At 57.5% G+C, this 26,257-nt stretch carries 28 protein-coding genes, 1 tRNA gene and 1 other RNA gene; 15 read left to right on the top strand and 15 right to left on the bottom strand.

Annotated elements, in window-relative coordinates; genetic code table 11:
- Positions 1 to 167 precede the first annotated feature (167 nt).
- From FVV99_RS12175 to FVV99_RS12145, 7 genes are all read left to right on the top strand, one after another.
- The gene (locus FVV99_RS12175) at positions 168 to 1,166 is read left to right on the top strand and encodes an ABC transporter ATP-binding protein (RefSeq protein ID WP_148254351.1); all 999 of its coding nucleotides are present in this window, start codon (positions 168 to 170) and stop codon (positions 1,164 to 1,166) included.
- Positions 1,163 to 1,936 (top strand): ABC transporter permease, encoded by a 774-nt coding sequence (locus FVV99_RS12170; protein ID WP_148254350.1) that lies wholly within the window; start codon positions 1,163 to 1,165, stop codon positions 1,934 to 1,936. The genes FVV99_RS12175 and FVV99_RS12170 overlap by 4 nt, the downstream gene beginning before the upstream one ends.
- 43 nt (positions 1,937 to 1,979) lie before the next feature.
- Complete coding sequence (queF, locus tag FVV99_RS12165; protein ID WP_148254349.1) at positions 1,980 to 2,816, top strand: NADPH-dependent 7-cyano-7-deazaguanine reductase QueF; 837 nt, start codon at positions 1,980 to 1,982, stop codon at positions 2,814 to 2,816.
- A gap of 43 nt (positions 2,817 to 2,859) precedes the next feature.
- Positions 2,860 to 3,420 (top strand): nitroreductase family protein, encoded by a 561-nt coding sequence (locus FVV99_RS12160; RefSeq protein WP_148254348.1) that lies wholly within the window; start codon positions 2,860 to 2,862, stop codon positions 3,418 to 3,420.
- A gap of 117 nt (positions 3,421 to 3,537) precedes the next feature.
- Positions 3,538 to 3,625, top strand: a tRNA-Ser gene (locus FVV99_RS12155).
- Positions 3,626 to 4,105: 480 nt separating this feature from the next.
- The gene (gene ycaC / locus FVV99_RS12150; protein WP_148254347.1) at positions 4,106 to 4,729 is read left to right on the top strand and encodes an isochorismate family cysteine hydrolase YcaC; all 624 of its coding nucleotides are present in this window, start codon (positions 4,106 to 4,108) and stop codon (positions 4,727 to 4,729) included.
- A gap of 24 nt (positions 4,730 to 4,753) precedes the next feature.
- Complete coding sequence (locus FVV99_RS12145) at positions 4,754 to 5,695, top strand: pirin family protein (protein ID WP_148254346.1); 942 nt, start codon at positions 4,754 to 4,756, stop codon at positions 5,693 to 5,695.
- Between the two features lie 34 nt (positions 5,696 to 5,729).
- On the opposite strand, the gene FVV99_RS12140 is transcribed toward FVV99_RS12145, so the two are convergent.
- Positions 5,730 to 6,206: a peroxiredoxin gene (locus tag FVV99_RS12140; RefSeq protein ID WP_148254345.1), complete on the bottom strand. Its 477-nt coding sequence runs from the start codon at positions 6,204 to 6,206 to the stop codon at positions 5,730 to 5,732.
- Positions 6,207 to 6,571: 365 nt separating this feature from the next.
- Here FVV99_RS12140 and FVV99_RS12135 point away from each other — a divergent pair, with 365 nt between their 5' ends.
- Genes FVV99_RS12135 through FVV99_RS12125 form a run of 3 tightly spaced genes read left to right on the top strand, consistent with a single transcriptional unit; the run spans position 6,572 to position 8,882 of the window.
- Complete coding sequence (locus tag FVV99_RS12135; RefSeq protein WP_148254344.1) at positions 6,572 to 7,408, top strand: alpha/beta fold hydrolase; 837 nt, start codon at positions 6,572 to 6,574, stop codon at positions 7,406 to 7,408.
- On the top strand, positions 7,405 to 8,352 hold the full coding sequence (locus FVV99_RS12130; RefSeq protein WP_148254343.1) for a GGDEF domain-containing protein: 948 nt from the start codon (positions 7,405 to 7,407) through the stop codon (positions 8,350 to 8,352). The genes FVV99_RS12135 and FVV99_RS12130 overlap by 4 nt, the downstream gene beginning before the upstream one ends.
- Positions 8,353 to 8,411: 59 nt before the next feature.
- The gene (locus tag FVV99_RS12125; protein ID WP_148254342.1) at positions 8,412 to 8,882 is read left to right on the top strand and encodes a GNAT family N-acetyltransferase; all 471 of its coding nucleotides are present in this window, start codon (positions 8,412 to 8,414) and stop codon (positions 8,880 to 8,882) included.
- Positions 8,883 to 8,904: 22 nt separating this feature from the next.
- On the opposite strand, the gene FVV99_RS12120 is transcribed toward FVV99_RS12125, so the two are convergent.
- From FVV99_RS12120 to FVV99_RS12110, 3 genes are all read right to left on the bottom strand, one after another.
- Entirely contained in the window at positions 8,905 to 9,087 is a 183-nt protein-coding gene (locus tag FVV99_RS12120; RefSeq protein ID WP_148254536.1) for a WCX domain-containing protein, read from the bottom strand.
- A 103-nt stretch (positions 9,088 to 9,190) separates the two neighbouring features.
- Positions 9,191 to 10,402: a coiled-coil domain-containing protein gene (locus FVV99_RS12115; protein ID WP_148254341.1), complete on the bottom strand. Its 1,212-nt coding sequence runs from the start codon at positions 10,400 to 10,402 to the stop codon at positions 9,191 to 9,193.
- A 13-nt stretch (positions 10,403 to 10,415) separates the two neighbouring features.
- A complete protein-coding gene (locus FVV99_RS12110; protein WP_148254340.1) occupies positions 10,416 to 10,739 on the bottom strand; it encodes a hypothetical protein in 324 nt (107 codons plus the stop codon).
- Positions 10,740 to 10,853: 114 nt separating this feature from the next.
- On the opposite strand from FVV99_RS12110, the gene FVV99_RS18540 reads away from it, so the two are divergent.
- Together FVV99_RS18540 and FVV99_RS12105 are read left to right on the top strand one after the other, a co-directional pair.
- Positions 10,854 to 11,018 (top strand): hypothetical protein, encoded by a 165-nt coding sequence (locus FVV99_RS18540; RefSeq protein ID WP_161598998.1) that lies wholly within the window; start codon positions 10,854 to 10,856, stop codon positions 11,016 to 11,018.
- A 73-nt stretch (positions 11,019 to 11,091) separates the two neighbouring features.
- The gene (locus FVV99_RS12105) at positions 11,092 to 11,532 is read left to right on the top strand and encodes a DUF3617 domain-containing protein (protein WP_148254339.1); all 441 of its coding nucleotides are present in this window, start codon (positions 11,092 to 11,094) and stop codon (positions 11,530 to 11,532) included.
- Between the two features lie 3 nt (positions 11,533 to 11,535).
- Here the strand turns inward: FVV99_RS12105 and FVV99_RS12100 are convergent, their stop codons facing one another.
- The 3 genes from FVV99_RS12100 to FVV99_RS12090 are packed head-to-tail and all read right to left on the bottom strand — an operon-like array spanning position 11,536 to position 16,252.
- Positions 11,536 to 11,955 (bottom strand): SpoIIAA family protein, encoded by a 420-nt coding sequence (locus FVV99_RS12100; protein ID WP_148254338.1) that lies wholly within the window; start codon positions 11,953 to 11,955, stop codon positions 11,536 to 11,538.
- A 47-nt stretch (positions 11,956 to 12,002) separates the two neighbouring features.
- The gene (locus FVV99_RS12095; RefSeq protein ID WP_148254337.1) at positions 12,003 to 15,140 is read right to left on the bottom strand and encodes an efflux RND transporter permease subunit; all 3,138 of its coding nucleotides are present in this window, start codon (positions 15,138 to 15,140) and stop codon (positions 12,003 to 12,005) included.
- Entirely contained in the window at positions 15,140 to 16,252 is a 1,113-nt protein-coding gene (locus tag FVV99_RS12090; protein ID WP_148254336.1) for an efflux RND transporter periplasmic adaptor subunit, read from the bottom strand. Before FVV99_RS12090 ends, FVV99_RS12095 begins: the two co-directional genes overlap by 1 nt.
- A gap of 264 nt (positions 16,253 to 16,516) precedes the next feature.
- Here FVV99_RS12090 and FVV99_RS12085 point away from each other — a divergent pair, with 264 nt between their 5' ends.
- The gene (locus tag FVV99_RS12085; protein ID WP_148254335.1) at positions 16,517 to 17,695 is read left to right on the top strand and encodes a BaiN/RdsA family NAD(P)/FAD-dependent oxidoreductase; all 1,179 of its coding nucleotides are present in this window, start codon (positions 16,517 to 16,519) and stop codon (positions 17,693 to 17,695) included.
- 21 nt (positions 17,696 to 17,716) lie between these two features.
- On the opposite strand, the gene FVV99_RS12080 is transcribed toward FVV99_RS12085, so the two are convergent.
- The 5 genes from FVV99_RS12080 to FVV99_RS12060 form a co-directional block, all read right to left on the bottom strand.
- On the bottom strand, positions 17,717 to 18,010 hold the full coding sequence (locus FVV99_RS12080; protein ID WP_148254334.1) for a YqjK family protein: 294 nt from the start codon (positions 18,008 to 18,010) through the stop codon (positions 17,717 to 17,719).
- Positions 18,000 to 18,392, bottom strand: coding sequence for a phage holin family protein (locus FVV99_RS12075; protein ID WP_148254333.1), 393 nt, complete (start codon positions 18,390 to 18,392; stop codon positions 18,000 to 18,002). The genes FVV99_RS12080 and FVV99_RS12075 overlap by 11 nt, the downstream gene beginning before the upstream one ends.
- Positions 18,392 to 18,724 (bottom strand): DUF883 family protein, encoded by a 333-nt coding sequence (locus FVV99_RS12070; protein ID WP_148254332.1) that lies wholly within the window; start codon positions 18,722 to 18,724, stop codon positions 18,392 to 18,394. Before FVV99_RS12070 ends, FVV99_RS12075 begins: the two co-directional genes overlap by 1 nt.
- Before the next feature lie 86 nt (positions 18,725 to 18,810).
- Positions 18,811 to 19,728 (bottom strand): phospholipase A, encoded by a 918-nt coding sequence (locus FVV99_RS12065; protein ID WP_148254331.1) that lies wholly within the window; start codon positions 19,726 to 19,728, stop codon positions 18,811 to 18,813.
- Positions 19,729 to 19,798: 70 nt separating this feature from the next.
- The gene (locus FVV99_RS12060; protein ID WP_148254330.1) at positions 19,799 to 20,563 is read right to left on the bottom strand and encodes a TlyA family RNA methyltransferase; all 765 of its coding nucleotides are present in this window, start codon (positions 20,561 to 20,563) and stop codon (positions 19,799 to 19,801) included.
- 109 nt (positions 20,564 to 20,672) lie between these two features.
- Between FVV99_RS12060 and FVV99_RS12055 the strand changes: the two genes are divergently transcribed.
- Positions 20,673 to 21,698 carry an AbrB family transcriptional regulator gene (locus tag FVV99_RS12055; protein ID WP_148254329.1) on the top strand — a complete coding sequence of 342 codons (1,026 nt, stop codon included), beginning with the start codon at positions 20,673 to 20,675 and terminating at the stop codon, positions 21,696 to 21,698.
- Between the two features lie 30 nt (positions 21,699 to 21,728).
- Here FVV99_RS12055 and FVV99_RS12050 read toward each other — a convergent pair whose 3' ends face one another.
- Positions 21,729 to 23,762: a hypothetical protein gene (locus FVV99_RS12050; RefSeq protein WP_148254328.1), complete on the bottom strand. Its 2,034-nt coding sequence runs from the start codon at positions 23,760 to 23,762 to the stop codon at positions 21,729 to 21,731.
- Positions 23,763 to 23,798: 36 nt separating this feature from the next.
- Positions 23,799 to 25,022 carry an ATP-grasp domain-containing protein gene (locus FVV99_RS12045; protein WP_148254327.1) on the bottom strand — a complete coding sequence of 408 codons (1,224 nt, stop codon included), beginning with the start codon at positions 25,020 to 25,022 and terminating at the stop codon, positions 23,799 to 23,801.
- A gap of 245 nt (positions 25,023 to 25,267) precedes the next feature.
- Here FVV99_RS12045 and ffs point away from each other — a divergent pair.
- Positions 25,268 to 25,364: signal recognition particle sRNA small type (ffs, locus tag FVV99_RS12040), an RNA gene on the top strand.
- Between the two features lie 100 nt (positions 25,365 to 25,464).
- Here ffs and FVV99_RS12035 read toward each other — a convergent pair.
- Positions 25,465 to 26,172: a DUF2201 family putative metallopeptidase gene (locus FVV99_RS12035; protein ID WP_148254326.1), complete on the bottom strand. Its 708-nt coding sequence runs from the start codon at positions 26,170 to 26,172 to the stop codon at positions 25,465 to 25,467.
- Positions 26,173 to 26,257 lie beyond the last annotated feature (85 nt).

Here is a 26,257-nt window from a genome sequence, read left to right as displayed (position 1 = left end):
GTTATTTCCTATCTTGCTTGCCGTCTTTTTCGTTGCCAGGTGATACGCTGTCGTGCGTTCAGGTGTGACGCTTTCGATGACGGAACCAGAAGGGCATTGATTTCTGGAATTCTGCCCGCATCCTTAGTGACCTAATTGTTTTATTCGCGGAATGATAGAGGTTCTTGATGGCCGAACCGGCGCTATCCATTCGTGGGCTGACCAAAGTCTACGGCAATGGTTTTCATGCCTTGAAAGGCATCGACCTCAATGTCGCTGAAGGCGATTTCTTTGCGTTGCTGGGCCCCAATGGCGCCGGCAAGTCGACCACTCTGGGCGTGGTATGTTCGCTAGTGCAGAAGACGGCAGGCGAGGTATCGGTCTTCGGTATCGATATCGATGAGGATTTTGCACGTGCCAAGTACCATATCGGTGTGGTTCCCCAGGAATTCAATTTCAATCAGTTCGAAAAGGTTGAGGACATCATCCATTCCCAGGCAGGTTACTACGGCATGTCGCTACGCGAAGCCAAGCCTCGTGCTGAACGGCTGCTCAAGGACCTGGGACTGTGGGACAAACGCAAGGGAAGTGCGCGTATGCTTTCCGGGGGCATGAAGCGTCGCTTGATGATTGCGCGTGCGCTGATGCATCGTCCCAAACTGCTGATTCTGGACGAACCAACGGCCGGTGTGGATATCGAGTTGCGTCGCAGCATGTGGGACTACATGCGGCGTATCAATCGTGAGGAAGGCACGACGATCATCCTGACGACACACTATCTCGAGGAAGCCGAAAGCCTGTGCCGTAACATCGCTATCATCAACCATGGGGAAATCGTTCAGAACACCAGCGTGCGTGAGTTGTTGGCTCAGTTGCATGCGGAAACCTTCCTGCTCGATCTGGCGCATCCCGTTGACACGGTGCCGACCATCGCCGGTTTCGACGTCACGCTGTCGGAGCCATCGCAGTTGTCGGTCTCGGTCAAGCGGGGGCAGCGACTCAATGACGTTTTCACGGCACTCAGCGAGCAGGGGGTGAATGTGGTGTCGATGCGTAATCGTGCCAACCGGTTGGAAGAAATGTTCGTCTCGATGGTCGAGGATGATAACGACCAGCATAGCGAATCGAGGCCTCGTATCGATGACGAGGAATCCGAGCCGGTTGAAGGTACGGAGGTGCGTCAATGAACCCCATGCAGATTGTTATCGCGCTGTGGACCTTGGTCGGCAAGGAAGTGCGTCGGTTTACTCGTATCTGGCCTCAGACGCTGCTTCCGCCATCGATCACGATGACGATGTATTTCATCATTTTCGGTAGCTTGATCGGCTCGCGCATCGGCGAAATGAGTGGCTTTGATTACATGGATTACATCGTGCCGGGTCTGATCATGATGTCGGTGATCACCAACAGCTACTCGAACGTTGCCTCATCGTTCTTCTCCAACAAGTTCCAGCGCAGTGTCGAAGAGATGATGGTGTCGCCGATGCCCAACTGGGTCATTTTGACCGGTTTCGTCGCCGGTGGGATGGCTCGCGGTCTGGGAGTCGGTTTGATTGTCACTGTGGTATCGTTGTTTTTCACCCGATTGCCGGTGGAGCATGCCTTGCTGACGCTACTGGTCGTGGTGATGACCGCCACGCTGTTCTCCATCGGGGGGTTCATCAATGCACTGGTGGCCAACAAGTTCGATGATATCTCGATTGTGCCAATCTTCGTGCTCACGCCACTGACCTACCTGGGCGGGGTGTTTTACTCGATCGATCTGCTGCCGGGATTCTGGCAGGGCGTGTCGATGCTCAATCCCATTCTCTATATGGTCAACGTATTCCGCTACGGCTTCCTGGGTGTTTCGGATATCCCGGTAGGTGCCGCATTGACTGCGATCGCGGCCTTTATCGTGGTGTTTTTCGCCGTTGGACTGTGGATGCTGGATAAAGGGAAAGGCATCAGGAACTGAGCTTGTCATGTTGCCCATCGCACATGTGCATTGAACGGAAACCATGACTATGAACCGACCATCCTCTCTGTCGGATGCTCCACTGGGGCGAGATTCCGCGTACCCCGAGCGTTACGATCCCGGGCTGTTATATCCGATTGTGCGCGATGACAATCGTGCCTTGTTGGGCATCGACGCTACGTCGTTGCCTTTCATCGGTGAGGATGAGTGGACCGCGTTCGAACTTTCCTGGCTGGATCGACGTGGGAAGCCCAGAGTCGCCATTGTCCGCTTCACGCTACCGGCGACGTCCAGCCATCTCATCGAGTCGAAATCCTGGAAGCTCTATCTCAATAGCTTCAATCAGACCGCCTTCGATGATTCCCGGGCAGTACGCGATACGCTGGCGCGCGACTTGACGACTGCCGTCGGAGCCTCCGTGTCGGTCGAGTTGTTTCGTGTCGACGATGAGGCGTTACAGACTCAGCGTTTGCCTGGCGATTGTCTCGACGATCTGGACATCACGATCGACCAGTACACCCCGACTCCCGCACTCTTGGCGTCGAGTGCCGAAATCGTCGAGGAGAGCCTCCATTCGCACTTGCTCAAATCCAATTGCCCGGTGACGGGTCAACCCGACTGGGGCAGCCTCTTGATTCACTACCGAGGCCCACGGCTGGATCGCGAAGGACTCCTCAAATACGTGGTGTCGTATCGCCGGCATCAGGATTTCCATGAAAATTGTGTGGAGCGTATCTTCTGCGACCTGATGGCTCATGCACAACCGGAACACTTGCTGGTGTTAGCGCGATATGTGCGACGGGGCGGTCTGGACATCAACCCGTGGCGAGCGACACCTGGAATGCAGCCACCCAGCGCATTGCGTCTGGCTCGACAGTAGGGCGCTAAGATAAGCTGGGCATCATTCGTATGAGGAGACGCCGATGGATGCCATGACATTGCTGGAAGAACGTCGTTCGATGGGCAAGTTGACCGGGCCGGCGCCAACCCGGGAACAACTCGATACCATGTATCGTGCGGCGTTGCGTGCTCCGGATCACAAGGAACTGACCCCGTGGCGTTTCATTGAAATCACCGGTGATGGATTGAGCCGCCTGGGGGATCTATTTGCGGAAGCCGAGTCGCGCAAGTCCCCAGGTATTGAGGCACAAACGCTCGATACCGCTCGCAAGAAGCCGCTGCGGGCGCCACTGATGATCGCCGTGATCGCCAAGGTCGCACCTGATGTCGAGAACGTTCCCAAGCAGGAGCAGGTTCTGTCCGCCGGATGTGCCGCCTATGCCATCTTGCTTGCCGCTTATGCCCAGGGATTGGGCGCCATGTGGCGCACCGGGCACTATGCTTTCGATCCCACGGTAAAGGAGGGCCTGGGTGTATCTGAACAGGATGAAATCGTCGGGTTTCTCTATATTGGCCAGCTTGGCGGACGTCATAAACTGCTGACCGAGCGTGACCCGGAAGAATACGTCGAGCGGTGGACGTGATACCGCACCCTTTGCCGTTGGCTGTCGAAAATCGACTTGCAATCCGAGAGTTAGCTCGCTACCATGTGCGCCGTTCTGACGCCGGGCGCGCCCTGGTCACCGGAACGCAAAAAAGACGGAGAGGTGTCCGAGTGGTCGAAGGAGCGCGCCTGGAAAGCGTGTAAGTCGAAAGGCTTCGAGGGTTCGAATCCCTCCCTCTCCGCCACAGAATTGAAAAAAGCCGCTGATTTCAGCGGCTTTTTTATTGGTAATCTATTTTTGATCCACACCTTGACCCACACCTTGCTCCTAGCTTCCACTAGCTCTTACAGGACGCTATTAGACTGACGTGATCAGACCTGAAACCTCTCCCTCCGCTAGCAATGGTGTCAGTGGGTAGCTCTGGGGCTGAATTAGGGCGGCGCTCCCGCCGCGAGAACCTACCAACTCGGGAAGAGTCTATTCTTCGCAGTTTATGTTTGTGTCCTGTTTACGCAATCGTGTCATGAAAATAGTGTCTACCGAGTCTATGGTTCTTGTAATCGGTTTCTCTATAACAGGTGGCTTACAACCGTTCTGTTGTGGTGAACCGCGTTGAGGCGATTCATCACGTGTTATGCCGATTAACGCTGAACCGAGAGATCCGGCACACTCACCGGTGTGCTGGTTGCCGGGTGGTATCCACGCGATGCAAAGGAGAATGACGATGTCCTTTACCTACAACCGCCTCGACAAGAATGATGTCGCTCTGTTGATGGTCGATCATCAAGCAGGCTTACTGTCATTGGTACGCGACTTCAGTCCGGACGACTTCAAGAACAATGTCCTGGCGCTAGCCGACATTGCCAAGTTTTTCGATATTCCCACGATCCTTACTACAAGCTTCGAGGACGGACCCAATGGACCGATGGTGCCGGAGCTCAAGGAAACCTTCCCGGATGCGCCATACATCGCTCGTCCGGGACAGATTAATGCCTGGGATAATCAGGACTTCGTCGACGCCATCAAGGCGACAGGCAAGAAGCAACTGCTGATCGCCGGCGTGGTGACTGAGGTCTGTGTGGCTTTCCCGGTCCTTTCCGCTCTGGAGGAAGGCTATGAGGTCTTCGTTGTCACCGATGCTTCCGGTACTTTCAACCAGACCACGCGGGATGCGGCATGGGATCGCATGTCCCAGGCCGGTGCCCAACTGATGACCTGGTTTGCGATAGGTGGAGAACTGCACCGCGATTGGCGGAATGATATCGAAGGCTTTGGTGGTTTGCTGGCTAGCCACCTGCCTGCCTATGCCAACTTGATGCAGAGTTACTCACAGCAGGCGAAGGTCTGATCGGCACCTGGGAGGCTATGTCAGATGAGCAACCTCGTGAATGATGGCGATCTGGGATCGTCACTTGACTGTCCGGTAGTCGACGGCACACGACAGATCCAGCATGTGTCGCCGCGCTCTGCTGAAGTCGGTGGAATTCCTATCAATCGAGTCTTGCCCTCCCGACAGCGTCGGCTGGTCGGGGCTTGGTGTTTTCTGGATCATGCCGGACCTGCAGTGTTCAAAGGTGATTCCCGCGGCATGAGCGTCGGCCCCCATCCCCATATCGGTCTACAGACCTTCACTTGGATGATTCAAGGCCGGGTTCTCCACCGCGACAGTCTCGGCCATGAACAGGTCATTCGACCGGGGCAGGTCAACCTGATGACGGCCGGTCGAGGAATCAGTCACACGGAGGAGTCCGTGCCGGGCGAAACGGATCTGCATGCCGCACAACTCTGGATCGCTCTCCCGGCGGCCTATCGTCATACCGAGCCCCGCTTTGATCATTACCCGACGCTTCCGCACTGGCAAGACACAGGGGTCGATATCACCTTGCTGACGGGAGAATTCATCGGCCGCCAGGCTCCCACGCTGACCTTTTCGCCCTTGGTGGGACTGGATCTGGCTTGCCGGGAAACCAGTTCGTTGCAACTGCCGTTAAGAGGCGATTTCGAATACGCAGTTTTGCCGTTGGAAAATACGCTGGATATCGAGGGCAGTGTCTTCGCGCCCAACGAACTGGCGTATCTAGGGCGGGGACGACAGGGCGTTACGCTCAGTCTTTCCGCGGGAAGTCGGGTCATTCTGGTCGGAGGGGAGCCGCTCGACGAGGAGATCCTGATCTGGTGGAACTTCGTCGGCCATAGCAAGGCCGAGATTGCCGAGGCGCAGCGTGATTGGGAGGCCGGCAGCGAGCGCTTTGGGAGTATCCCACACTATGTGGGTGATCCGTTGATGCCGCCCCCCTTGCCGTGGAAAACCTAACGTCAGTCCTCGGTGACACGAGGCCACTGTAACATCAAAGGTGAGCCAGCACGGTTTCGGCGCTGCTTGCTTCCACGCCCTTGGCATCAATGCCCAGATACTCGATGACACCGTCATTGGCGATCAGGGCGAAGCGCTTGCTGCGGGTTCCCATGCCACCGCCTGAAGCATCCATGTCAGTGCCCAGCGCTCGTGCGAACTCGGCATTGCCGTCGGCCAGCATGGTGAAGGCCCGGGCATTCTGATCTTTCTGCCAGGCATCCATGACAAAGGCGTCGTTGACGGCCATACAGGCGATCGTGTCCACGCCCTTGCCGAAGATCTTGTCGGCATTGATCACGAAGCCCGGCATATGGGTGTTCGAACAGCCGGGAGTGAAGGCGCCGGGGACGGCAAATAGCACCACACGCTTGCCGGCGAACAAGTCACCCGTGGAAATATCCTGAGGGCCTTCGGCTCCGTTGGTCTTGATCGTGACGTCGGGAATCCTATCACCTTTGGCGATTGTCATTGCAGCATCCTTATGCGGGATATGGGAGGCGAGCGAACCGGCCTTTGGTCGGTTGCTGCTTGCCCAGTGTGACGTTTTAGGACGATTTCGCCAACACTTGCGGCGGTGGCCCATGGTCCATCAACAGCCATGTGCACTCAGCAACATACGTCCCTGGGGGCACGAGCAGCCAGTGTCGGACGGCATGGGCACGGTATGGAGAGGCAGAGATAGTTTTTCGTTATGGACCTCGAATGTAACGATAGCTCTACTCAAGGTTCCAGCATCACGGCCGTTAATGCGTATAGAGCTAATGTGGGGATGCATGAGGCATGGCATGCATGATCCAAGGGATCAGCAATAGACAGTACGACGAGGAGCTAGGGATGCCAGAGGCACAAGTGGTTTGCCAACGCAACAATGTGCGGGTCGTCGGCCGTGGATCTCACGTGATGATGCTGGCGCACGGTTTTGGCTGCGATCAAAGCATGTTCCGATTCCTGCAGCCTGAACTCGAGCGGCATTTTACACTGGTCCTTTTCGACTACGTCGGCGCGGGCGGCTCCGACCTGGCTGCCTTTGATGCCGAACGCTACTCCTCACTAACAGGATATGCTCAGGATATCATCGACATTCTGGAATCCCTTGAATTGCACGACGTGACGTTCGTCGGACACTCAGTCAGTAGCATGATCGGCCTATTGGCAGCTCAGCGCGTCCCCACGCGTTTTGCTCGCTTCGTGATGCTGTCGCCTTCGCCGTGTTATCTCAACAAGCCGCCGGATTACCCGGGCGGCTTCGAATACGATGACCTTCATGACTTGATCGATCTGATGGACAAGAACTATCTGGGTTGGGCCAGTCACCTGGCACCGCTGGTCATGGGGCCGGAAGCGTCAGGAGAGCACGTCCGGGAACTGGCCAACAGTTTCTGCACGACGGATCCGTTAGCGGCAAAAGTGTTTGCGCAAGCCACGTTCTTCTCGGATTATCGCTATCTGTTACCTGAGACGCGTCACCCGGCGTTGATCTTGCAAAGCCGGCAAGACACGCTGGCGCCCCCGGCTATCGGGCGATACATGCACGAGAGAATGCCGCTCAGTGAACTCGAGATCATCGAGGGCGAGGGCCACTGTTTGCATGTCACGCATCCCGAGCGGGTATGGGCTGCGATGAATGATTATTTCAGCAACCATGAAGCGGGGAGAGAGAACAACGCATGAATGCCTTGCCTTTGAATCTGGATGCGTTTCCCTGTGGCTGCTTGATAACGTCCGGCACCAAGACATCGCAACAGCGTGAGGTGGCATACGCCAATACCTATGTCCATGAGGTCTTCGGCTTTCCTGACGAGGCCCTCATCGGTAAGTCGCTTGCGTCATTGCTCACTCCCGCATCCGTGATCTTGTTCGACAGCTATATGTTGCCGATGTTGATGAACGATGGGTACTGTGACGAAATCCTGCTCGAGATTCGTGCTTATCATGGCGAGAAAGTCCCCATCGTAGTCAACACCAGATTATATGATCCGCAGGGAGGTCGCATTCATTGGGCTCTTTTCAACGCTACCCAACGTAATCGACTGTATCAGGAATTGCTTGAACGTCGCCGGCAGCTCGAAGAAAAGGCAGCTCAACTAGAGACCCTATCGAGTCAGGATGAATTGACGGGGTTGTTGAATCGTCGTGAACTTCTCAAGCGTGCCGACATGATCCTGGCACAGGCCATTCGTGCGTATCAGACTGCCGGCGTGTTGCTCGTGGATATTGATTATTTCAAGGAGATCAACGACTACCTTGGCCATGCCGAAGGGGATCGGGTGCTGGCGGCGTTAGGCCGTCGGTTTCGCGAGCTGGGTCGTCAAGCGGATGTGATCGCTCGCTACGGTGGCGAAGAGTTTATCTTCGTATTGGGAAACACGCACCAAGATGGTATATGCGCCCTGGCCGAGCGTCTGCACGCCATCGCTCGTGACATCCCCATCGGGCATAGTACCCTGACCATCAGCATCGGCATCAGTCTGAGCGAGGGAGCCGAGGCTCCAACCTTTGATGAGTTGTTTCGCAAGGCCGATAGGGCCTTGTATCTGGCCAAGTCAGAGGGAAGAAATACGACCCGGCTGTATCGCGAATCGGCGTTCGGTTATGTTGACAAGACGCATGTCTGATTCAGAAGGGACGCTTCGCCTGGCACCACGCACTCGAACCAGGAATCAATACCGGCGCCATGGAAAAAGTCATCCGTATAGCACGTATCGGCGACGATTCAACTCACGTCGCTACCTTGGCCGAATGGGCTCATACCGAGTGGGGGTGTCTGCACCCTGAGCGATCTCTCGACACCGCCATCGCGGTATTTCGTACTCAGTGCGGTTCAGGGGGAGTTCCTTCAGTGTTTGCCGCCCTGCACGATGATACGCCGGTCGGTATGGCCAGCCTTGTCGCCGACGACATGAGCGATCGCCGCGACCTGAGCCCTTGGTTGGCCTCGGTCTATGTGCTACCTGCATGGCGTGGTCGGGGCGTCGCTTCGCAACTAGTACAACGCGTCGAGGAAGAGGCTTACGTGTATGGTCATGGGGGCTTCTATCTCTACACCCCGGACCAGCAGGCGCTTTATCGACGCTTGGGCTGGCGTGACCTGGAGAATCGCGACTACTGTGGCGAGAGGGTAACCATAATGCGCCGTACCCCATGACACCCTAGATAGTGCAGCCCAGCTATGCTCCCGGAGCTGCTTGCTCCAGAATCGCCTTGGCATGATTCCGTATTTCATCGCGCCAACCAGCGGGCTCGTTTACCTGGATGTTGACGCCCATCCCCATCAGCCACCAGAGGGGCTGCTGATCGTCGGGGACCTTGGCTTCCAGCCATTGCCAGTCGCTATCGGGGAGGGGTGTCAGTGTTTGCTCTTCGGTAAGAGGAGTTTTTCAATAGGGGGCGAAGGTGTCCGGAAACGGTCGTCAGGTCAATCCGGACACCGAACGTCATGTGTTGATGATGACTTCAGTCAGTCTCACGTAACTTTTTATATTCCTGCTGCATCCATACCCGGGGGTCAATGTTCCATAGGCTTTTGAAGCCTTTCAGGAACAGCCCAAGGAATATCAAAGGCAATACCAGAGTCTTGATGAAAAATATCGCCATCAAGTTGATTAACGATGAAATAGAGCTTTCAAGTTTGCTTTTTATTCTTCCTAGATCAGCGGCCTCTCTTATGCTATCGATTCGCCCTTTGAAGCCAGAGAGAAAATTGCCATCTCGTCCAGACAGGGCGCTTTCCTTGTGAGTTATCTCGTTTTCGATGGCTTCGAGCTGTTTCGTGGCACTATCGAGTCGGCTGGTACGTTGAGCGAGCTCATCTTCCCGCTGGGATTGTGTTTCCAGTAGTGACTCGTGTTTCTCCGTACGGTTGAAGACATTGACTTTGTCGATGACATTGAGGTCTTCCTCAAGCTCATAAACTGCATCTCGCGCTTCCGTGAGTTCCTTTCGCGATTTATCAACGCGCTCTTGGATTGCATTGATCTCTGATCGAACCTCCTGTTTATCAACAGAGAGTGATTCGATATCGGAACGTATCGCTTGTTTCTCCTCGCCGCTCAGGTCGGAGTCCATTTGTAACTGATTAAGGTCCTCTGACGCTGCCGCCGATTTTTGATCGACACTGTCAATTTCATTTTGTGCTAGATCATCGACAAATGCTTGGCTGACGATGCCATTGCATAGTACAACCAATACGATCAGAATACGTATGAGTGCAATGAATGAAAAAAATCGCATGAATAAAGAGGCATGCTTACCATTGCGGATATAAAGGCTAGCAATGAAAAGAGCACCAAAAATTGTTGTTGCGATTTTAAAGAAATTGGCTGATACGATTTCGATAAGAAGCTTTTGTCCAAAAAGAGAGCCGATTGCCAACTTCATGGCGCTTGAATATTGCTCTACCAAATCGTTGATCGGTTCAAGGGTTTGCCCGACCTGAATGGCAAAACCTCCTACAAAAGAGAATTCTACCTGAATCGATTGAAGTGTCGATATGATGGCATTCAGGCCTCTTGCCGTGGCAAAAGCGGCTAATGCCATGACAGTGGATGAGTCGATATATTCCTGAGCTAGTCGGTCCAGTATGCCGATCCAGGAAATCGCAATGATGAACAGCGCGACACCGGAAAGAAACCAGCATTTCTGATTATCATCGATTCTGGTATTCATGAAGACTCCCTTTCTAATGAACTGAATGCGGATATGAGGCGCTATCGGCGGAAGGGGGGATAACTGTAACTAGACCACGGTCATTGATGCTATATGCCCTGATCACCGCGATCGTCATGGTCGCGTTATCGTGACTCTGATGGCGTGGATCCGCCACCTCATCGACAAGGCGGTTTGATTGCCACTCCAGAATGAAATCCACATAGGGTGGCGGTGGCGCTTCTCCCGGCAGTAGCGAGTCGGGAGCGGGATCACCCAGCGGTTCGAGCGAGCGTATGTAGTGATACAAGGCCTGTGAGTCGTCCGCTGTCATGTGGTTCAGGCTGAACCAGGGCATGGGCGGTCGCGTGCGATGTATGCTCTGGTCGATGAGCCGGTCCGGATCGCACTCTTTCTCCGTACGTGCTTCCCCGGCTACACTGACTCGGCATATGTGACGACAGGAGGCGTTATGACGGGCAAGAGGATCGGCCCGATAGCCGTGGCCCTGGGCTTGGCCATGCTGTTGTTAGGAATTGTTGCTGCGCGTTTATTTCTTTTTGTAGGCGTTGCGGTCATCGTATTGGGATGTGTGCTCTGGCTGACACGACCCAACCGTACCAAGCACGAGGAATAGGTGGTGTCAGCCCGTTTGGGCTACCCTGAAAGCGTATAACTAGATAACCAACAATGCTGGAGGGGAGTCTCTCATGCGTCGTATCTCATGGATCGCGTCCGTAGTGACGGTCGCCGCCGTATGCCCGGTATGGGCCGAACCGGATGTGGAACCGGCCAACCTCGAACCGGGTCAGTGGGAATTCGCCAGCCACACCACGGTGGAAGGTGACATGCAGATTCCTGATCAGAACGATACGCAGCAGCAATGTCTGACTCAGGAAGAGATCGACGAGGCAAGCATCGTCATGGTAGACGATCGGGACGAATGCGAGCTGGTCGAGATGGATTCCCATGCTGATGGTATGACCTATCGCATGGAGTGTCAGGGCGAAGGGGCGGATGCCACGATCAGTGGAGAGATGCACTTTTCCGGTGACCGTGCCGAAGGCACCATGCTGGTCGAAAGCATGACGCCGGCGGGTGAACTCGTCATGAATACCCGCATTGAGGGGCGTCGAGTGGGTGACTGCTAGTTGTCACCCCGCGGTGGCCGTTGTCCCTACATCGGCACTATCCGGTGCTTCCGGCAAGTGTCTGACCCATTCAAGCGCGGGTTCCCGTTCGGCATTGGAGAAGGTCCGCACTTCCAGCGGTTTGAACAGCCGATTTTCCAGACGTGCAAGGGGACGAACCCAGTGTCGATCGGTAACGACTGCCGCACGATAGAAACGCCGCAGGTCGCCTAGCTGGGTGAGTCCATAACCCAGATCACGCAATACAGCGGTGAGCGTCATCCAACGCATCGCATCGATCTCGGCATAGAGGCTGATACGCGCTTGTGACTCCTTGAGTCCTTCAATGGCATCGATCACATGCTGAAGATCGCCTGCGGTGACACGACCGCTGGCGCGCAGCGCCACCACATGGGCGGCGCCGGGGGGAAGCAACTCGATCATGGGGCATCTCCTCCTGCAAACGATAGCTACCCTTAGCATAGCAGTCACTAGACGCCGCTGTGGTCGAGCTCGGAGTCGCTGTCCGGGGTGTCAGCCATCTCCTTTGCCAGGCGTCGTCTAACGGTGCCGGGCGAGCTGGTTCGCCGGGCCAGCAGGTCGTATGCGACCGGCACGACGAACAGCGTGAAGAGGGTGGCGGCTGCAACACCACAGAAGATGACGATACCGATCACCAGACGTGTCTCGGCGCCGGCACCGGTGGAGACGATCAACGGGATGGAACCGGCCATGGTGGTTACGGCGGTCATCAGGATAGGCCGAAGGCGGGTCACCGAGGCTTCCATCAAGGCGTCGCGGAAGTCGTTGCCTCGATCACGCAACTGATTGGCGAATTCGACGATCAGGATACCATTCTTGGCGGCCAGGCCGACCAGCATCACGAGCCCCACCTGGCTATAGATGTTCAGGGACTGACCGCTCAGGAAGAGGCCAAGCAAGGCGCCGAACATCGCCAGAGGGACCGTCAGCATGATGACGAAGGGATTGATGAAGCTTTCGAACTGGGCGGCGAGCACCAGAAATACCACCAGAGCACCAAGGACCAGCAGGAATCCGGTCGCCCCGCTGGCTTCCTGATAGTCACGAGACGCCCCCTTGACGTCGGTTTGTGCTTCACCGGGAAGTTCTTCGTCGGCGATCCGCTCAAGGTAGGTCAGGGCCTCACCCAGTGGGTACCCATCGACCAGTTCGGCCTCCAGAGTAATGGCCCGAACTCGGTTGAAGCGGTTCAGGGTGCTGGGGCCGGCGAAATTTTCCAGGCTGACCAGGCTGGCCAGTGGGATCAACTCCCCACTGCGATCCGAACGCACCCGGATATTGTCGAGTGCATCCGGGCTACGCTGATTGTCGCGCTCTCCCTCGAGAATGACTTCATATTCCTGGCCATCGTCGACATAGCGGGTGACGTTGCGGCCTCCGAGCAGCGTTTCCAGCGTTCGTCCGATCTCGCTGACCGTGACACCGAGGTCGGCCGCTCGCTGGTAGTCGATGTCGACACGTAACTGCGGTTGGGTCTCCTGGTAGTCGCTATCGAGAGCGGCCAGGCGTGGATTGTCCTCGCGGATTCGCGCGAACATGATATCTCGCCATTCGGCCAGTTCCTCGTAAGTGCCGCCGCCGAGCACGAACTGTACCGGCTTTTGTATGCGTTGGCCGAAGCCTTGAGGCATGATCGGTGAGGCTGTGACACCAGGCAGACCATCCAGCTTCCGACGAACGTCCGACATGATTTCCCAGGCCGAGCGTCTATCGCTCCAGTCGGCGAGGTTGACGATGGCGAAACCGTCATTGAAGTTTTCGATGTTGCCATAGCCACGGGGGGCACGGACGACGACACGCTCGATCTCGCCATCGTCGACCATGGACATCAGACGAGCTTCGATCTCGTCCATGTAGTCGACCATGTAATCGTAGCTGGCGCCTTCCGGGCCGTTGACCATGATGAAGAAGTTGCCACGGTCCTCCTGTGGGGTGTATTCGTTGGGCAATTCGTTCGCCAGCCACGCGGTTCCGGCAATCAATGCCACGAAGGCGGCCAACATCAACAGGCGTGCTCGGAGTACCCAACCGAGCAGGCGTCGGTAGAGGCGCTGGCTGAAATCCAGCAAGCCATGTACCGCCTTGGCCAGCTTGCCCTCGTGCATGTTCGGGCTGAGTATCTTGGAGGCCATCATCGGTGTCAGCGTCAAGGCCAACAGGCTGGAGATGGCGACAGCGGCGGCCAGTGTCAACGCGAATTCCGAAAAGAGACGGCCGATATCTCCCTGCAGAAAGCTCAATGGCACGAACACGGCAATCAGAACCAGCGTGGTGGCAATGACCGCAAACGAGATCTGACGCGTGCCCCGAAATGCCGCCACGAGGGCCGTTTCACCGTATTCATGCATTCGGCGGTTGATGTTCTCGAGCACGACGATGGCATCGTCGACGATGAGACCGATGGCGAGAACCAGCGCCAATAAGGTCAGCAGATTGATGGAAAATCCCAGCACGGCCAGGGCAATGAAGGCACCGATCAAGGCGATTGGAACGGTCACTGCGGGTACCAGGGTCGTACGGAAGTTGCCCAGGAACATGAAAATGACCAGTACGACCAGTCCCATGGCGATGAACAGTGTCATGACGACCTGATTGATGGCTCCGGACACGAATACCGAAGAATCGAAGTTCATGCGTAATTCCATGCCTTCGGGCAAGGTGCCCTTGAGCCGCTCCATTTCCGCCTGGACGCCTTCCGACAGTTCCATGACATTGGCGGTGGACTGCTTCATCATGCCGAGCCCCACCATGGGCACGCCATTGCCGCGGAATAACGAACGGTTCTCTACCGAGCCGATCTCGACGCGGGCGATATCCTCCATGCGTACGAGGTGACCCTCGTCGCCTTCATCGACCACTAACTGTCGAAACGCTTCCGGCGTCGCGAAGCTGCGTGGCAAGCGTACGATGAACTGCCGCTCCTCGGACTCGATGGAGCCTGCCGGCAGCTCGACGTTTTCATTCTGCAAGGCATCTTCGACGTCACCAGCGGTCAGGTTGCGAGCCGCCAAGGCGTTGCGGTCCAGCCAGATGCGCATGGCATATTCACGTCCACCGCCGACGCGTACCTGGGCGACGCCTGGTTGCACCGAGAATCGGTCGACCAGGAAACGGTCGGCATAGTCAGTCAATTCCGGGATCGTGTACGCCTCCCCCGAGAGGCTGAGCCAGACCACGACCTCACTGCTGCTATCCGCCTTCTGCACTTCCGGAGGATCGGCTTCATCGGGCAGATTGTCGCGCGCGCCTGAAATGCGATCGCGGATATCATTGGCGGCGGCATCGATATCCATATCGAGCCCGAACTCGATCGAGATGTCGGAACGACCGTCTTCACTGGATGACGTGATGATCCGGATGCCTTCCACACCGGCAATCCGGTCTTCCAGCACCTGGGTAATGCGAGTTTCCACGACACTGGCCGAGGCGCCGGGATAGCGGGTGTCGATGCTTACGACCGGTGGGTCGATGGAGGGGTATTCCTGCAGCGCCAGACGTTCGAGTGCCAGCAGGCCAAAGGCCACGATCAGTGCAGCAATGACGGTCGCGAGGACCGGTCGCTGGACGGAAAGATCGGACAGGCGCATCAGGTGTCATCCTCATCAGCGCGATGGCGTTGGAGAATCTCGCGGATACTGGTCTCATCGTCGGCAATGCCCAGCAGCTCGACCTGATCACCTTCACGAACGCGTTGTACACCGTGACTGACCAGTAGTTCGTCCTCGGTAACGCCCCCGGTGATCTCCACCTGACCTACGCGTCGCTCACCGATGCTGACTTCACGCTGTTCGATACGGTTGTCGTCGGCGCTATCGATCACCAGTACGTACTGCCGCTCCCCGCGCGGAATCAATACTGACTCGGGGACGACCAGCGCATCGCGAACCTGGCGTTCGAGCGTGGTGATCATCAGCATGCCGGGGCGCAACAGACGATCCGGATTGTCGATCTCGGCACGAATCATGACGCTACGCGTCGTGGGATCGATGCGGGTGCCAATGCTTGTCACTTCACCGCTGAAGGTCTGCTCATCATAAGCCGCCGTGGTGGCAACGATCTGCTGGCCCCGCTCCAGAGTGGAGAGAAAACTCTCGGGCACGCTGAAGTCGAGCTTGACCACATCCAGCTTGTCCAGCGTGGTCAGTTCATCGCCGGGGGTAACCAGAGTGCCGGGGCTGATGTTGCGAAAACCGATCACGCCACTGAAGGGCGCGCGTATTTTATGATCCATGAGTCGCGCGTCGATTTCATCGATTTGCGCCTCGATCTGGCGTAATTGAGCTTGATTGTCCTCGACATCGGCGCGTGACCCAAGATTGCGGGACTGCATCTGAGTCGCGCGCGACAGTGCGTTCTGGCGTTCATCCCGTTGGGCCTGGGCAGAACGCAACTGTGCCTGCTCCTCACCATCGGCAAGTTGAATCAGCAGGTCGCCGGCTGCCACCTCATCGCCACTACGGAAGTTCACCGTTTCAACCATTTCGGTCACGGTGGCGGAAATCGTGACGCTCTCGTCGGCACGCAGCGTGCCCAGCGCTTCCAGTGGGTCCGACCACTGGCTCATCTCGACCTGGGTCCCGATGACGGGAGTGCGGTTCCGTTCCTGCGCGTCGACGGATGCGGCGAAGAGTGTTGCCACGCACAGGACACTGGCCAGGCAAACGATACGGTGTGAAACGGTCGAAATCGGGGCGTACATAGAGTTCGTCGTCATGACTGTTATTTAGTGGGTTGCAGCATACTCTCTGCGCGGTGCAAACAATGTGATAAAAATGCACAGGTTTTGCGGCCAGTTATCTGTATAGCTATTGTACAGGTCGTGTCAGGCGGCGCGACTGTCTTGTATGAGGCATGCTCGACGAGGTTTCGGACAACGCTTAGACTGGCGGCTTCATGCCCCGGTCCGAGTGACGGGGAGCCGTTCGACAGGGGGGACTCGCCCTGCCAAGCATGCCGAGGGTACATGACGAATCCTGATGTCGTAGTGATCGGCGCCGGCGCCGCTGGGCTGATGTGTGCCTTGACAGCCGGCTATGCAGGGCGGTCTGTCATGTTGCTGGACCATGCCAACAAGCCAGGCAAGAAGATATTGATGTCCGGGGGCGGTCGTTGCAATTTCACCCATATGGCCACGTCGCCGGCCAACTTCTTCTCCACCAACCCGCATTTTTGTATCTCGGCACTGAAACGGTATCGGCCGGAACATTTTCTAGAATTGGTCGAGCGCCATGGCATCGACTATACGGAAAAGACACCTGGCCAACTGTTCTGTCGCGATTCGGCCAGGCAGATCGTCGAATTGCTGCTGACAGAATGCGAATGGGCGGGTGTCGACCTTCGGCTGAAAACGACGGTGGCATCCGTCGAACGCCTGGGTGAGGGCATGGTCCTGCAGACATCGCTGGGTCGAATCGAGGCAGGAGCGGTGGTGGTCGCCACGGGCGGCCTGTCGATTCCCACCATGGGGGCGACAGGGTTCGGCTACGATCTTGCGCGTCAGTTCGGGCTGGCTGTCACCGATACCCGCGCCGCATTGGTGCCCTTTACCCTGACGTCAGGCTGGAAAGCGCGGGCTGCGGACTTATCGGGTGTCAGTACGCCGGTAGTCGCTCGTTGTCGTGATGGCGAGTACCATGAACCGATGCTGTTTACCCATCGAGGCTTGTCCGGGCCGGCCATGTTACAGATTTCCAGTTATTGGCAACCGGGCGATGAGCTCGAGGTTGATTTGTTACCCGCGACGGATGCCGCTGAGGAACTGGCCGCTGCCCGGCAAACGACACCCAAACGACGACTGACGACCTGGCTGGGCGACCATGTGCCACGACGCCTGGCCTTGGCATTGGCAGAGTGGTATGGCAAAGACCCGCTGCTGGCCGAGTTGTCCAACGCGCAACTCGAGGCGTGGCGTGAATGTCTTCAGCAGTGGCGTATCAAGCCTGCCGGTACGGAAGGCTGGCGGACGGCTGAAGTGACCATGGGAGGCGTTGAAACGGCGTCGATCTCTTCGCAGACATTTGAAGTCAAGCATCTGCCGCAAATGCGTTTCATAGGGGAAGTGCTGGATGTTACCGGGGAACTCGGAGGATACAATTTCCAATGGGCATGGGCGTCGGGCGTGGCATGCGGTCAGGCGTTGTAATGGCCTACACGGGCACCACGACTAACCCAACAATTTTCGCATCCGCTTCATCAGCATCCAGACAGTGAAGCCTCGTCGGCCATAGCGCAATAGCGTGTTACGGTTTTTCACGCCCCGCCAGAGTACCAACCCGCTGATGGCATAGATGGGCGCCTTCCAGCGCATGGCCTCGTGCCAGACATCATCGATACTCCGGCTGGCGTCATGCCAGCGATGCGCATCGACCAGCATATCGATGCGCTGCTGCTCGATCCGCGTTTCCAGAGCCGCCTTGCGTTGTCGACGATGCTGAGCCGGCGATGAATTACGACTCACGGTCTGCCTCCATGAGGTCGCGGTCGGTAGCCAACTGCTTGAGCGTGCTTTTCAGCAGCGTGGGGCGGCGTGCCTGGCGACGTACCCATAGCGCCAGTCCGAGACCGCTGACAAGGAACACGGCGGCACAGCCGCCAATGGCTTCCAGACGGTAGCTTTCCCAGAAAATCACCACGATGAACAGGGTCAACACGGCCAGCCCGAGCAACAGGAGCAACAGGCTGATACCGGCCAGCAGTAACAGCGTAATGAGTCTGGCGCGTTCTTCCTCGAGCTCGACAACGGCGAGACGCAAGCGCGTCTCGCCGGAGCTCAGCAGGCTGCCGATCAACCGTTTGGTGGCGTCGAACAGACGCTCTGCCGGTCCTTGGCGATCCGTCATCAGCGCCGCCCGATCAGCATGCCGATGATGACTCCTGCGGCGGCCCCGACACCGACACTGGTCCAGGGGTTATCGTGAACATACTTGTCACAGGCGTCGACTTGCTCACGCATGCTGTCGCGGGCTTCTCCATAGACCTGTCCACCGCGTGCTTCGAGCCGAGAACGAGTGTCTTGCAGACGTTTTTCGGCGCGTTCGCGCAGCTCCTTGATGTTGTTGCGTGAGTCATCGGCGGTGGCGTTCACCAGCTCTTCGACGGTCTGGCTGAGATGGCGCAGATCGGCTTTGAGTTGTTCGGTACTGGCTTCGGTATTGGGCTTACGGCTTGCCATAAGAGTCTTCCTCTGACGGTGAATAACGTTCACAGCATAGCAGTTATGGCACTAACGTGAATGGGCGCCTGACGACGCTGGCGACGTCATCGAGCAATACTGCTGCCGCTGAACAGAGGGTTAAGGCTGAAGCCCAGACTGAGGCGATGGTTGCGATTGTCGTAATCGATCAAACTCTCGCCATAACCGTTGTAATACTGGATATGGCCGCGCACGTTGCCGAAGAGCGGCCATGAGTAATCCAGTTGTGCTCCCATATTCCCCGCACCGGGATTGCCCCGAACCATCAAACTGGCTTCATGATCATCATTGAGTCGTCGCGCCACGGTAACATCGCCATAGCCCATGTACTTCTCGATGTCCGGGTTGTCGTCGTTGCTACGCGACTCCGGTACGCGCCAGTGGGGCGCAACGCTGACTGACCACTTACCGCGCTGGAAAACGCTATCCAGGTAGACGCGGTTCCAACTGCGTGATTCGTCGCCCGATTGCCCGTTGGATTGGTGATTGATAGCGATGCGGTTCTGAGTGTTCGTCCAGCCCAGCCATTGCCAGTCGTTCTCGAAACTGATGAAGAACTCCGGTTCGAAGTTGGTTTCGCGAAATGGCGATGACGCCTCTGAATTGTAAGCTTGCCACCAGCTACGCTGGGTGTAGGCGAAGTAAAGGTCGCCATTCTCGCCAAAGATGTCGTCGGCCATCGAGAATTTTGCGCTGAACTGGAACATGACCTCAGCGTGATCGGCATCGACACCATCATTGGCAGCGCGAAATTGGGTGTCATTCGGATTGGTATTGTAACTCCACAGCATCAGGTAATTGCGCCGATAAGTGGTGATTGAGAACGGGTTGCGTTCCGACTGCTCTTCAAGAAATCGGCGTTGATTCGCTTCCTGTACCGCCTCATCCACTTCATCACTCTGCTGCGCCAAGGCAGGAAAGCAGGCAGTGAGCGAGATGATCAGCCCCAGAGAAAAAGTGAAAAGTGGCTTTACAGTGGCCATGTGAACATCCTGTCGTTAGGCAAAAAGCGTTGATGCCCTGTGTTTCTACCATGCCGTTACGTCAAGTCAATCATTGCCGTCGGGCATGCAGCAAGAATTCTCGATTGCCGTCGCCACCCTGGATAGGGCTCTCGATCCAGGCTAGCACATCAAGCCCGAGGTCACGGCAGCATTGATGAAGCTGTGACTCGACCGTGGCATAGGCAGCGCTATCCGTGACGATTCCGCGTTCATTGACCTGACCGGGTCCCAGTTCGAACTGGGGCTTGACCAACGACAAGAGTTGGCCATCCGGTCTCAGTAAGTTGGCGAGCTGTGGCAGGATTAATGTCTGCGAAATGAAGGAGACGTCCATGACCGCCAACTCGCAACCCCGAGGAGCATAGTCGGCCAGCAAGGCGTACACGCGTGGGTCGTCGCTCATACGGCGTGCGTTGAGCCCCTCCAGTACGGTGACACGCGCATCGGCAAGCAACGCGGGAACGAGCTGGTCGTGGCCGACTTCGATACCGATCACATGAGCGGCACCATAGTGAAGCAGACAGTCCGTGAAGCCGCCTGTCGATTGCCCGACATCCAGTGCCACCATTCCCGTCGGGTCGATGGACTGCCGCTCTATCAGGGCTTCCAGTTTCAGCCCGGCACGAGACACGTAACGGTCTTCCGGATCGTCGGCGATGTTCAGCCGGCAATTCTCATCCAGAGACTCACTGGCTTTGGCAAGGACACGGCCAGTGTCCGCCAGGCTGACTCGGCCATGGCGGATGAGGCGTTGGGCGCGTGCTCGTGAGCGTGCCAGACCTTGGCTCACCAGTAGTTGGTCGAGTCGCTGCATGCATCTCTCGTGAGTCGGCCAAAACACCATTATACCGATAACGTCCCGCTTGGCAGCCTTTTCATGCGATCATGAGGACCGTTAGGCAAGTAACAAAAGGAGAAGACGGGTGGCAAGTGCCTCAGTGGGAGCGTTGCTCAAGGCATTGGCCGTCGGGGGCGTTGGCGGTGTGATTTTCGATCAGACGGGATTGCCGTTGGCGTGGATGCTGGGGCCTCTGGTAGCCAATTTGATCGTCTCGGCGCGTGGCGTTGATGTCCGGGTTCCCGAACGATTACGGGAAGTCTTCCTCGGCGTACTGGGCATGGTGTTGGGAAGCCGGGTGACGCCTCAGTTGGCCGAGCGCGTACTGGATTGGCCGTTGTCCGCGGCCTTGCTGTTGGTCGGTGTCGCGATCTCGACGGGGGTAGCGTCGGCCTGGTATCGCTATCGTGGTTTCGATGCGGTCAGTGCCTGGTTCGCGTCATCGCCTGGCGCCATGACGGCGATGATCATGATGGGCGATCGCAGTGGCGGTGATCCGCAGCGGATCGCCGTCGCACAATCCCTGCGCGTGGTGTTGGTCGTGCTGATTCTACCGCCGCTGTTCTGGGCATTCGAGGGCGGCGAGGCCGCAGATAACGCAGTCGCCATGGCAACCCGCGATCTCTGGTTGTTGCTGATCCTGCCGATACTGATTCCCCTGGGGCGTAAGCTGAAAGTGCCGACCCCGGCCTTGTTGGCGCCATTGGCGTTCACGGCAATGCTCAGTGGCTTCGGCGTGGCTAGCCTTCAGTTACCGGACTGGGGCATGAATCTGATGCTCTGGGTATTGGGTAGCGCCATTGGGTCGCGGTTTCACGGCCTGTCGGGGGCCCGCTTCGGACGTTACCTGTTCGAGGCATTCATCGCGACGTTGCTGGCCCTGGCGGTGCTGGGCGTATTCGCGGAGTTGATTCATCGGAGCGTGGGGGTTCCGAGGGATGTGGCGTTGCTGGCGCTGGCCCCGGGCGGGATCGGTGAAATGGCAATCCTTGCCGTGGCGCTCGATCTCGACCCGGTGTTCGTGGCGTTTCACCATCTTCTCCGCATGGTCGCCCTGATGATGGTGGCGCCATTCTGGGCACGCTGGTTACAACGCCGTTTTCCACCATGAGGGTCGAATACGCGATGCCTCGTTACGCAGTCAGGGTCGATGGGAATTGTCGACGGCGGTTTGCAGTGACGCGGCCGGGACTCTATCGGCGCCCCAACTGCGGTGGACATAGCCGGTAACCCGGTCGAGTTCCTCTTGCGTAATGCTCGCCGGTTCGCCACTTTCCAGCGGGTCGTGGTGGAAGATGTAAAGTCGCGATGCAAATTGCTCGAAAGGCAGCGAGGCCTCTCCGAAGCGTTCACCATTGCCGGCGGTACTGACCTTGACACCATCGCCCCAATCCTGGCCGCTGTCGTTGTTGGGGTTGTAGAAGTAGGCACGCATCACATCGCTGGGATCCAGTGCCACACGCAGCAGGCTGATGGCGTGCCAGCCAATGAAACGCGCCGAGTTGTCGGTCACGGCAATACCGGCGGGCTGGGGGTGGATCAAGGGCTGATTGCCGTTGTAGTAGGGGTGGTAACTGGCATAGAAGTGGCGCAGAAAATCCTCGAGATCCGTGATCTGACCGGTTGCCACATCGACGTTGATGCGAAACCCGCGACCGGACCACCATCCATGAAATTCGGGATTCACCCAGCGGTGCGGATCGCCCTCTCGGCCGATACAGCGACGTCCCATCTCGGCATAGATGCGATCGAGGTGCGGAACGACCAATAGCGAGACCGGATCCAGGTCGATGGGCAATTCCTTGGCCACACCTGACAGACTGGCCATCGACGAAATCGGCTGCCCCTCGAAATGCATGATGATCTCGTCGTCGCGAGCCGCCCAGGCCACCATCTGCAGCAGGTAATCAGGATCGTTGTAGGCCCACATCGATAGTGCGCGTGCCGACTGGCAGGTCGGATTGTTGCCCTGGCCGATACCCAGCGGCATACCAAGCATGCATAGAACGCCTTCCAATAACCTGGCTCGGGGGGAGACGACATCGCCATAAGCGAGTGTCAGGCGTTCCTGAGACCAGGCAGACAACGGCAGGGCGACCTGGCGCCATAACGCTGGTGCCACGGGGGGTTGATAGAGAATGCCGCGTTCCAGCATCAGGGCCAGGCCATATATCCCCTGTGCCGTGGCTGGATGGACCGACTCCTCGATGATCGCTTGAATGAGCTGTCGGTAGCACAGCAGGCAATCACGCCCCGTCGACGAGAGGCCGAGGGCTTCCGACAGCAGATGGTCGCCCTGGTCGAGCAGGTGCCGGATCAGGATCGCATGGTAGGGCGATACCAGGCCAGTATCGTGCATGGCGCGTGCAAAGCCCGTGGCTTCATACTGCAAGGCACCATTGTCCATGCTGGCAAGGCGCTGTGCATAGACGTCGACGCCGGGATCTTCACGGCAGGCTTGCGTGGCCCCGAACAGGCTGCTGATCAATCGGTCGGCACCCTGTCCGCTGGTCCCCAGGTCGATATCCGGGTCGAGACGACAAGCGGCGATCTGGGTGATCATGCGCTTGACCGGTTCGACCTGGATGGGGCGTTGCTGGAGGATGCGCCATATCTCATCGATCAGCTTGTCCATGACATGTTCATAGCCAATACGCTCGGCCAGATGGGCGAACAGCGATCGGGTGATCGTGGCCAGGCGGCCTTGTGTCTCGCGTTCCGCTTCACTCGGGGCGGAAAACAGCAGCTCCAGGTTGATGGCGAGTACCTGGGTCAGGTAGTGGTGTGCCTGCTCGCTGGAGACTTGAGGGTGCGCGTATTCCCCCATCGCCACCTTGAGCAGGCGTAGTTCGCTCAAGGCTTCGAGTATGACGGTATCGGTGTCGGGACTCTTCAGCGAGAGTGTCGTCAATGAGGGAATCAATGTCTGCGGATGGGCCCAATCGGTTCCCGTGAAGAGACCGGCGTCTTCCAGAGTCTGGGCGCGTGCCTCGAGCGCCGTCCCCCCCCCTTCAAGCAGCATGATGCGCCGCGCGGTATCGAAAATCCGGCGTAACTTGCCGGGTTTGGCGAAGTCCGGGGCGTCCGCCAGGATGGCGATGGCGTCGTCGAGCTTGTCCAGCAACGGCTTGAGTCTGGCGTCATCGCTGGATGCGTCATGGTCATGCGTCGTCACGCCCACTCCTCGTATTAACAGGCTTGTTCTCTAGGATTATACATAGAAATCCAGAGACTCCTGATGTTTCAGCAGATCCCGCATCGTATGGGGATCTTCACCGAAGAAGTAGACTAGCCCCCAGTGGGTCCCGAAGGCCGTGCGTTTGGTTACGGTCTCCTCTTGCGGTGCCGTCAGTTCATGCGATTCGAAATAGAGGTGATCTTCGGTCTCTTCCGGGATTTCCAGGCGACTGACCACACGTCGGCGTGGGTAGACGCCGAAGCAGCCGGCATGCCCCTTGGCGTCGACCACCTCGCGGGGAAAGAAGGCCGTGATCTCCTCCTCGGTCGTCTTGGGATCGAACGCGAGGATCAAACCCTGGTAGGCATTGAAGCCGTAAGCCCGCTCCAGAAGTTCGAACACCTTGAAGCCGGGGGGCCGATAGGCCACTTCCCCGAAGTACATTTCGCCATCGCTGGTAACGAAGTACTCCGGATGGATGAAGCCGAAATCGATATCGAACGTCTTGATCAATTTTTCGATCTGGGCGGTGATCTGCGCACGATACTTCTCCAGCTCGGGCGTTGCCGGCACGAATACCGAGTATCCCAGCGTCACATACTCGGAAATGTTCAGGAAGCGAATCTTGCCATCGTGGATCCATGCCTCGACCGCGAACTCCCAACCGTCGAGGTGAGATTCCATCAGTACCGGAAACTCTTCCTCGGGGATGGTATCGACTTCATCAGGCGTGCGGATGACGCGGTGCCCGAGGCAGCCGGCCTTGTCGAATGCCTTCAGATGAATGGGATCGTTGGGGTCGCCGTCGAGCTTGAGTAGCGTCTGATTGACGCGCTTGAGGAAGCGGATGACATCGTCATGATCATGAGCTTCCTCGAAAATGCCGACACGAATGCCACCCAATTGCGCACGGCGTTTCATCAACGCCTTGTCGCGTAGCAGCAATGATTGGCCATAAAGACGGGGGTTGTCGAGCAGGACGGAATTGATGGCGCCGGCCCATTCGACGGTTTCCTCGAATAGTGGGATGGCGACGTCCACTCCCATATCCTGCAGCGTCTGGGCGATTTCCATGGAGCGGTCGTTGAGTCGCTCGAAATCCCACGGAACGTAGGGGATGTCGTGTTCCTGGCAGTACGCTTCCGCCCATGGCGGAGCGACGACGACATAGCGCCTGTCGAAGTTTTCGGCGGCTTCCACGGCATTGAGGCTCCAACCGAGAAACGCGACATAACCCTTGTTCGGATCCTTCTTCATGCTGTATGTCTCCCGATGGATAGCATTCAACAATCAAGCTACACCTCTTGGCGATGTATCGCCATGACGGTATCCCTTCAGGACGTGAGAGTAGCGTGGTCGGCAGCGACTTGGCGTCCGGCGGCGTTTGGGCTATTGCTCGTGCGGGAACCGACTGTTATAGTGCGCTTCCCTCGGATAAGCCGTTGATGTCGCGGCTATCCCCGAGAGCATTAGCCATCGGCTAATGGTGTTATGGTGGCCCTCGTCGGTCCTCCCGCAACGCTAAACCGCAAACCCCGCCAGGCCCGGAAGGGAGCAACGGTAGTGGTGGCTGCGTGTGCCGGGATGCGGCTGTCGGGGGCCGCCTCCTTTCAAGGCCGTTATCGCCTCTGGCTATTGGCTTGTTTACCTCCCTTTGCAAACGCATGATGCAGGCTTGTTGCCATGCATGGCGCAGTGGCTAGCGATCGACCGGCGCCAGTAGGTAAGTGAGTATTTCCTGATCAATCATGTCGGATTGGCAGGCGTGCGTCACGGCCAGATCACGCCAGTCACGAGCCACTGTCGGGTCGGGCGTGTGCGGCTGGAAGTCCGGATCGATGATGGCGATACGCGAGCCGGCGAGCCGTAGGTCTGGCCGGTGGATGTCCAGCGGCTGGTCACGACTCGGGCAGGGGTGGTGTGCCAGCCATTCGTATACGCTCACGATATCCTTGCCGGCTTGGGCAGGATACAGGATTGCCTGGGCCGGGATGTCGATACGTTCCAGTAACGCGAGATAGTTGACGGTATGTTCGCAGGCTAGCGTCCAGCGGTGCTTGTCCGGTTTGCTGGTGGGCAGAAAATGTCCTCCCACACAATGATAGGCGGCATGGGCCAGCAGGAACCGTCGCATCTTCGCCGAAAGACGGGCAATGAAGTGGACGTTGGCGAACAGGTGATGGCCATCGGTCATCAGGGTGGGTAGGCGGCTGTCGATCACGGGAACCGGGTCCAGCGACCGAGTCAGCGCCCCCGTGAAGGGATGCGCCGCGAGCAGGCTGTCGCAGTCGGCTTGCCACGCCGTTCGTTGTCTCTGTTTCACCATCCGTTCAGTGGCGGAAGGCGCACGAGGCGTCTCCATGCCGCCTTGGCGGTCCTTCAGTATGGTCGGTGCATTCTCGGGCATGATGATCTCCTGGTGACTGCAAGCATTCACATCTCGTTCCAGGCTCGTGTCATCGGCATGCGTATTCGCAGTTATCGGCGGGCGA

Origin of the sequence: Aidingimonas lacisalsi, from assembly GCF_008079445.1 — a bacterium.
Taxonomy (GTDB): Bacteria; Pseudomonadota; Gammaproteobacteria; order Pseudomonadales; family Halomonadaceae; genus Aidingimonas; species Aidingimonas lacisalsi.
Note: the sequence above shows the minus strand (reverse complement) of the source record. Positions and strands in the feature narration are given on the sequence as shown.